Annotated in this window: 9 protein-coding genes; all 9 read left to right on the top strand. The window is 61.1% G+C overall.

The window, feature by feature from the left end:
- The first annotated feature begins 90 nt into the window (after positions 1 to 90).
- Positions 91 to 549, top strand: coding sequence for a hypothetical protein (locus VZ95_RS25120; protein ID WP_198148102.1), 459 nt, complete (start codon positions 91 to 93; stop codon positions 547 to 549).
- Positions 488 to 1,558 carry a HAMP domain-containing protein gene (locus tag VZ95_RS05350; RefSeq protein ID WP_198148101.1) on the top strand — a complete coding sequence of 357 codons (1,071 nt, stop codon included), beginning with the start codon at positions 488 to 490 and terminating at the stop codon, positions 1,556 to 1,558. Before VZ95_RS25120 ends, VZ95_RS05350 begins: the two co-directional genes overlap by 62 nt.
- Positions 1,491 to 2,234, top strand: a complete 744-nt coding sequence (locus VZ95_RS05345) for a methyl-accepting chemotaxis protein (protein WP_052711509.1) — start codon at positions 1,491 to 1,493, stop codon at positions 2,232 to 2,234. The genes VZ95_RS05350 and VZ95_RS05345 overlap by 68 nt, the downstream gene beginning before the upstream one ends.
- Positions 2,235 to 2,294: 60 nt before the next feature.
- A complete protein-coding gene (locus VZ95_RS29645; RefSeq protein ID WP_332308000.1) occupies positions 2,295 to 2,696 on the top strand; it encodes a DeoR/GlpR family DNA-binding transcription regulator in 402 nt (133 codons plus the stop codon).
- A complete protein-coding gene (locus VZ95_RS29640) occupies positions 2,669 to 3,127 on the top strand; it encodes a hypothetical protein (protein ID WP_332307999.1) in 459 nt (152 codons plus the stop codon). Before VZ95_RS29645 ends, VZ95_RS29640 begins: the two co-directional genes overlap by 28 nt.
- A gap of 214 nt (positions 3,128 to 3,341) precedes the next feature.
- Positions 3,342 to 4,853 (top strand): glycerol-3-phosphate dehydrogenase, encoded by a 1,512-nt coding sequence (gene glpD, locus VZ95_RS05335; RefSeq protein WP_045774949.1) that lies wholly within the window; start codon positions 3,342 to 3,344, stop codon positions 4,851 to 4,853.
- Entirely contained in the window at positions 4,850 to 5,932 is a 1,083-nt protein-coding gene (locus VZ95_RS05330) for an ABC transporter ATP-binding protein (RefSeq protein WP_045774948.1), read from the top strand. Before glpD ends, VZ95_RS05330 begins: the two co-directional genes overlap by 4 nt.
- A 7-nt stretch (positions 5,933 to 5,939) precedes the next feature.
- Complete coding sequence (locus VZ95_RS05325; protein WP_045774947.1) at positions 5,940 to 7,034, top strand: ABC transporter ATP-binding protein; 1,095 nt, start codon at positions 5,940 to 5,942, stop codon at positions 7,032 to 7,034.
- Positions 7,027 to 7,914, top strand: an 888-nt coding sequence (locus VZ95_RS05320; protein WP_045774946.1) for a carbohydrate ABC transporter permease, incomplete at its 3' end; no start/stop codon positions are given. The genes VZ95_RS05325 and VZ95_RS05320, both read left to right, overlap by 8 nt.

Raw genomic sequence — 7,914 nt, 5'->3', positions numbered from 1 at the left:
TGGCACCCTATATCAAGTCAACAGGTTAAATGAAAAAATGATCTGAAAAAGTGAGAGTGCGCTGCTCGTTGCACTTCTAGGGAGAATGTCATGACTGCTCAAACGGTAGGGTCCCGTTTTGGGATTAAAGCGCGTCTGTATGGAACCTTTGGGCTCATCGCCTGCCTGACGGCGCTGAATGGCGGTGCGTCTTACCTTTCCTTGACCGACACCGTCGGCGGAATCGAATCCTTACGGGGAAGCGTGTTGCCATCGGTCGTTGCCTCCTTGGAACTGGCGCAGGTAACGGGCAGTTTGCGCGCCGATACATCAGCCTTGACGCAGACTGATACAGCCGAAGCTTTGGCCGTGCAGACGCAGGCGGTGACGGCATCGCTGGCGCGCCAGACGGAAAAATTAGACCGTTTGAAAGCGATTCTCTCGGCCTCGCCCCAGGTCGAAAAAAGTGGCGGCAATCAGTGCGGAGAGCGAAAATCTGATAAAGGCGTTGGCGGAGCGCGTTGGAAAACGCCTCGAAGTCGGCGCGACGATCGCCAACCATGTAAATGAGACGATTCTCGAATTTGAAGCGCTCAATGAGCAGCTCAATCCCCTGATTAAATCTGCCGAGTTGGATTTGAGGCGCAGCCTGCGATCAGTGGGCGACCCTACGGCGAAGACCGGGGAGGCGGCTCAACGGCTCTCCACACTCGATTTACCAAGCCTGCGTGGGTTGCTCGACCTTCAATCGAACAGCAATCTTGCGGTCGGTATGCTGGTCGCCGCCGCCAGCATTCCCCGTGGTGCTATCTACGATAATTTGGAGCCGCGCTACGCTTTGGCGGAACATCGCCTGAATTCAGTGCTGGATAACTACCCCGATCCCGCTAACAAGCAAAAATTGGAAGCGCTCTCGGCCAAAATCACGCGGCACGGGCAGGGGGCGGAAGGTGTTTTCGGGTTGCGGGCTCGGCAATGGGGGCTGGAGGAGGAAATCGCCAAGGTTCAGGGCGAGCTTGCGACCGCGTCGGCAAGTCTCGGACAAATCGTCGCCGAGCTTGTCGCCGATCAGCAAGGCACGGCGGATCGCACGGCGGTCGGAACCAAGGACCAAGCGGAATCTTCGCTGATGCTGCAACTCGGGATTAGCGGCGTGATGATTTTGGCGATTTTCCTGCTGGCGTGGCTCTACGTTGGGCGGTCCATCGTCCGCCGCTTGCAGCTTCTGGCCGAAGCGATGCGCCGGATCGCGGGCGGTGAGTTAGAGACCGATATTCAAACCAAAGGCGCGGATGAAGTGGCGGCTATGTCGCAAGCGCTGCTAGTGTTCCGCGATACGGCGAAAGAAGTTACGCTCAACCAGACGCGGATTGAGGCCGCGCGCGCGCAAGCGAGCCAAGAGCGGCGCGACACAATGCTCTCGATGGCCAATATGTTCGAAGCCGACGTGCAGCAAGTGGCGACGCGCGTTTCGGGCGCGGTCGAAAAAGTTTTATGGCAGCGTGCGCGCGATGAGCGATCTGACCGAACAGAACCGCAGCAAAGTGGACCAAGCGGCGGAGGCGGCGCAACAGGCTAACCACAGCGTCGGCCAAGCGGCGGCGGCGGCGGAGCAATTGTCCCAGTCGATTGCCGAAATCGCCCAGCGGGTGAGCGAATCGGCCCATATGTCGGGCTCGGCCGTGCAGACGGTGATGAAAACGCGCGAAACGGTGGAAGGGCTTTCGGCGGCGGCGTTGCGTATCGGCACCGTGGTTGATCTCATTCATCAGGTCGCCTCGCAAACCAATCTGCTGGCGCTGAACGCCACCATCGAAGCCGCGCGCGCCGGGGATGCGGGCAAGGGGTTCGCCGTGGTGGCGGGCGAGGTGAAATCGCTCGCTACGCAAACGGCGAAAGCCACCGATGAAATTTCGGCGCAAATCGCCCAGGTGCAAAATATTGCCGAAAGTGTTTCGCGGGCAATCCGCGAGGTGCAGTCGGTCATCGTCGGCATCGAGGGGATTGGGGCCACGATTGCGGCGGCGGTCGATCAGCAGGACGCATCGACGCGGGAAATCGCAAGGGGCCTGCATATCGCCGCCGAAAGCAGCACCGAAGCGGCAACGATTCTGGGCGATGTCACTCAAGCTACCGCCGTGGTCGGGCGGTCGGCGGGGGAAAGCCTGTCGGCGGCGCAAATTCTGCGCGACGATACCGGGCATCTTTCAACCGAAGTCGATCGGTTTGTTTCGAAAGTCCGCACGGCGGTATAGGCTGATACAGCGCAAAAAGCGCCACTAAAAAAAGAAGATTGAACGGCGGGAGGGAACCCTATGGCGCGTGCCACGCTGCAAGCATTTCGTCCCGATCTGCGGATGCAAACCGTCACCAATGACCGTCAGCAGGAGATTCTGAAACAGGCGCGCGCCAATGGCCGGGTAACGGTGGAAGATCTGGCGGCGCGCTTCGAGGTGACGCCCCAGACCATCCGCAAGGATCTCAACGATCTGTGTGAGCGGCGCTTGCTGTCGCGCGTGCATGGCGGCGCAATCATCTCGTCGGGCGTCAGCAATCTCGCCTATCAGGCGCGGCGCTTCGTGGCGCAGACCGAGAAAGAGGCGATTGGCCTGGCGGCGGCGCGGCACATTCCTAACCGGGCTTCGCTGTTCATCAATATCGGCACAACGACCGAAGAGGTCGCGAAAGCTTGGGCCAGCACGAAGATTTGCTGGTGATTACGAATAATCTCAATGTGGCGACGCTGCTGTACCCCAATCCGCATATTGATGTGATCGTCGCGGGCGGGCCGGTGCGGCGCGTCGATGGCGCGGTGGTGGGGGAAGCGACGGTGCAGTTCATCCATCAGTTCAAGGTGGATTATGCGGTTATCGGCGCGTCGGCGATCGATGATGAGGGCGCGCTGCTCGATTTCGATTACCGCGAGGTGCGCGTCTCGCGCGCCATCATCGAAAACGCCCGCCATGTGATCCTGGTGGCCGATAAAATGAAGTTCGAGCGCACCGCGCCGGTGCGCATCGGCCATGTCTCGGAGATTGATCTCTTCGTCACCGACCGGCTCCCCGACGGAAAAATCGGTGATATCTGCCGCGAACATTCGGTGGAAGTGCTGGAAGTGGGTAGTTCGGAAGACGAGCCTGCGACTTAGAGAAGTTAAAATTCAGCCTACGCCGGTAATTGTATTATAAATGAACGCGCGATTTTTTGGTGCGACCCTGCTGTTATGCTGGTGTTCTTAATATTTAGGTAAAATATCGCATTGCAATAGTGTGAATCTCTCTTGAGTTCGGATTAAGGCGCGAATACGATCAAACGAAATAAGGAAACGCGCAGGCGAAGATCCTGCGCATGGGGGAGGAAAGATGGAGCAGGTCTACGACCTTGCCATCATCGGCGGTGGGATCAATGGCTGCGGCATTGCGCGCGACGCAGTGGGCCGGGGGCTAAAGACCTATCTTTGCGAGCAAAATGATCTGGCCAGCGGCACCTCGTCGTGGTCAACCAAGCTCATTCATGGTGGCCTGCGCTATCTGGAGCATTATGAGTTTCGACTGGTGCGCGAAGCGCTGATCGAACGCGAAATTCTGTGGGCGCTGGCCCCCCATATTATCTGGCCGCTGCGCTTCGTGCTGCCGCATCACAAGGGGTTGCGTCCGCAGTGGCTGCTGCGCTTGGGGCTGTTTCTCTACGATCATCTTGGCGGGCGGAAGCTGCTGCCCGGCACGCGCACGCTTGATCTGCGCCGGGATGCGGCGGGCGCACCGCTGAAGCCGGGGTTCGCGCGGGCGTTCGAATATTCCGACTGCTGGGTGCAGGACTCGCGCCTTGTGGTGCTGAATGCGATGGATGCGAAAGCGCGCGGGGCCGAAATCGAAACCGGAACGCGCTTCATTTCCGCCGACCGCCGCGCCGACCGCTGGGTGCTGGAAATGGAAACCCGCGACGGGGCGCGACGGCAGATCGTGGCAAAAGCGCTGGTGAATGCGGCGGGGCCGTGGGTGGCGGACGTGCTGACCCAGCGCATCCGCTCCAACGGCACGGCGAAAGTGCGCCTCGTGCAGGGCTCGCACATTGTAGTGCGGAAACTCTTCGATCACGACCGCTGCTATATTTTCCAGAATGGCGACGGACGGATTATTTTCGCCATTCCGTATGAGCAGGATTTCACCCTGATTGGCACCACCGATCAGGATTATGTCGGCGATCCGGCCAAGGTGGCGGCGACGCCGCAGGAAATTGCCTATCTCTGCTCGGCGGCCTCCGAGTATTTCGCCCGCCCCGTGACGCAGGAGGATGTCGTCTGGACCTATTCCGGCGTCCGCCCGCTCTACGACGACGGCGCCTCGAAAGCCCAGGAAGCGACGCGCGATTATGTGCTGACGCTCGATGCGCCCAGCAGTGCCGCGCCGCTGCTGTCGGTCTTCGGCGGCAAGATCACCACCTACCGGCGCTTGGCCGAAGCGGTGCTGGAGAAACTGGGGCCGCATCTGCCGTCCGCGACGAAAAAGCCGAAGGGCTGGACGGGCGGCGAGCCCTTGCCCGGCGGCGATTTTCCCGTGACCGGGTTCGATGCTCTCGTTCAGAACCTCCAGCAGCGCTACCCGTTTCTCAAAGCGGCGCACGCTTGGCGGCTCGCCCGCACTTACGGCACGCGCGCCGATCTTCTTTTAGGCGGGGCGAAAAGCCTTGCCGATCTCGGCCAGACTTTTGGGGCCGATCTGACTGAACGTGAGGTTCTCTATTTGATGCGGGAAGAATGGGCGCGGACGGCAGACGATATTCTCTGGCGACGCAGTAAACTCGGGCTGAAACTCGCCCCGACCGATGTGGCCGCGCTAATGCGCTTTATGGCCTCGGCAGGCGGTGCCTCATGAGCCTGAGCCTGAAAAACATCTCCAAGCGCGTGATGGGGGAAGATCACATCCAGGATGTGACGCTGACGCTGGATCGCGGCACGGTGAATGTTCTCCTGGGGCCGACGCTCGCGGGCAAAACCAGCCTGATGCGCCTGATGGCGGGGCTCGATAAATCGACCTCCGGGACGATGAGCTTCGATGGGCGCGATATTACCGGCCTGCCGGTGCGCAAGCGCTCGGTGGCGATGGTCTATCAGCAGTTCATCAATTACCCGACGCTGTCGGTCTTCGAAAACATCGTTTCGCCCTTAAGGGTGGCGGGGCTCGATAAGGCCGAGATCGAAAAACGGGGGCGGGAGGCGGCGGCTTTGCTGCGGCTGGAGCCTTATTTGCAGCGCACGCCCTTGCAGCTTTCCGGCGGCCAGCAGCAGCGCACGGCGATTGCCCGCGCGCTGGTGAAAGGGGCCGATCTGGTACTAATGGATGAGCCGCTGGCGAACCTCGATTATAAGCTGCGCGAAGAGCTGCGCGAGGAACTGCCGCGCCTCTTCGCCGCGACGGGCAGCATCTTCGTCTATGCCACTACTGAGCCCACGGAAGCGCTGCTGCTCGGCGGCCATACCGCGACCCTCTGGGAAGGGCGGGTGACGCAGTTCGGTCCGACCGCGCAAATTTACCGGGTGCCGCAGGATCTGACGACCGCGAAAGTTCTGTCCGATCCGCCGCTGAACACGGTTTCCGTCTGGAAAAGCGGCAATACCTACCGCCTGCCCGATGGCAGCCAGTTCGAAACCGGGCGGTTCGCGGTTGCCGATGGGGCCTATATTTTCGGTTTCCGTGCCCATCACGCCGGGCTGAACGGCGGGGGATACGATAATCTCATTCTCGCGGGCACGGTGGCCGTGTCGGAAATCACCGGCTCGGAAAGCTATATCCACGTCGATTCGGGGCAAGACCGCTGGGTTGCGCTCGCGCGCGGCGTGGTGAAGGTCGATCCCGGCGCGCCGATTCGCCTGTCGCTCGATCCAAAGCGGCTCTACCTCTTCTCCCCCGACGGCGCGCTGGTTGAAGCCGCCGACGCGGCCCTGGCAGCGTGAGGCGATCATGGCGCGCATAGACCTGCAAGACCTCGCCCATTCCTATCACCCGAGCCCGGCCTCCGACGCGGATTACGCGCTGAAGCCGATGACGCGGACGTGGGACGATGGCGGCGCTTACGCGCTGCTCGGCCCGTCCGGCTGCGGCAAGACCACGCTGCTCAACATCATCTCCGGGCTGATTATTCCCTCGCGCGGTAAGATCCTGTTCGATGGGGTGGATATTTCGACCCTGCCGACCGAAAAGCGCAACATTGCCCAGGTGTTCCAGTTCCCGGTCATCTACGACACGATGAGCGTTTACGACAATCTCGCCTTCCCCTTACGCAATCGCCGGGTGCCGGAGAAGGAAGTCGATGCCCGCGTGCGCGAGATTGCCGGAATGCTGGATTTGGGCCGCGATCTCTCGCGCCCGGCAACCGGGCTGACGGCAGACGCGAAGCAGAAAATCTCCCTCGGGCGCGGGCTTGTGCGCTCGGACGTGTCGGCGATCCTGTTCGATGAACCGCTGACGGTGATCGACCCGCATCTGAAGTGGGAGCTGCGCTCTAAGATCAAGGAATTGCATCGACGCTTGCCGCTGACGCTGATTTACGTCACCCACGACCAAACCGAAGCGCTGACCATCGCCGATCAAGTGGTGGTGATGTACGACGGCGGGGTGATGCAAAGCGGCTCGCCAGAGGATCTGTTCGAGCGGCCCGATCATACCTTCGTCGGCAAGTTCATCGGCTCGCCGGGGATGAATATTCTCCCCTGCCGCCTGGAGGGCACCACGGCCTATGTGGGCGATCAGGCGATTGCTGCGCCGCATATCGGTCGCCCCACGGGGAACGGCCCGCTCGAACTCGGCATTCGCCCGGAATATGTCACCCTCGCGCCGCTCGGCACGGGGTTGCCGGTGCAAATCAAGCGGGTGGACGATCTCGGGCGCTTGCGCATCGCGCGGGTGGAGCTGGCGGGGCAGCCGCTGATTGCCACCGTGCCGGAAGGGGCCGCGATCAACGGCACCGAGGCCAGCGTGGTTCTCGATCCGCGCGCGCTGCATCTCTATGAAGGCGGCTTCCGCCGCGCGCCGACCGAAGAGGTGCGTCATGGATAAGACGGAAAATAACAAAGCCTGGCTGCTGGTGCTGCCGGTCTTCCTAGTGGTGGCCTTCAGCGCGATTCTGCCGCTGATGACGGTCGTCAATTATTCGATGCAGGATACGTTCGGGAATAATCAGTTCTTCTGGAACGGCGTCGGCTGGTTCGTGGAACTTTTGGACCCGAGCACCGATCTCGGCGGGCGCTTTTTCGACGCGCTGTGGCGGAACCTGCTGTTCTCCGGAATCATTCTGGCCATCGAAGTGCCGTTGGGAATCGCGGTGGCGCTGGCCATGCCGCGCCAGGGTTGGACGGTCGCAGCCTGTTTGATCGTCATGGCGCTGCCGCTGCTGGTGCCGTGGAACGTTGTGGGCACGATTTGGCAGGTCTTCGCCCGCTCGGACATCGGCCTGTTCGGCGCGGTCGTGAACGGTCTCGGTATTCCCTATAATTATTCGCAGAATGCCCTATCGGCCTGGGTGACGATTGTGCTTATGGACGTGTGGCACTGGACCTCGCTGGTCGCCCTGCTCTCCTACGCTGGGCTGAAGTCGATCCCGGACGCCTATTATCAGGCGGCGCGCATCGATGGGGCCTCGCGCTGGGCCGTGTTCCGCAAGATCCAACTGCCAAAAATGCGCCGGGTGCTGCTGATTGCCGTGCTGCTGCGCTTCATGGATAGTTTCATGATCTATACCGAGCCTTTCGTCGTGACCGGCGGCGGGCCGGGTAACTCGACGACGTTCCTCTCCATCGATTTGGTGAAGCTGGCGCTGGGGCAGTTCGACCTTGGCAAAGCCGCCGCCGTTTCGATTGTCTATAACCTCATCGTTCTGGCGGTCTGCTGGGTCTTCTATACCGTGATGACCCAGATGGATGCCAAAGGGCGGAGGAGT

Source organism: Elstera litoralis, from assembly GCF_000963705.1.
Lineage (GTDB): Bacteria > Pseudomonadota > Alphaproteobacteria > Elsterales > Elsteraceae > Elstera > Elstera litoralis.
Note: the sequence above shows the minus strand (reverse complement) of the source record. Positions and strands in the feature narration are given on the sequence as shown.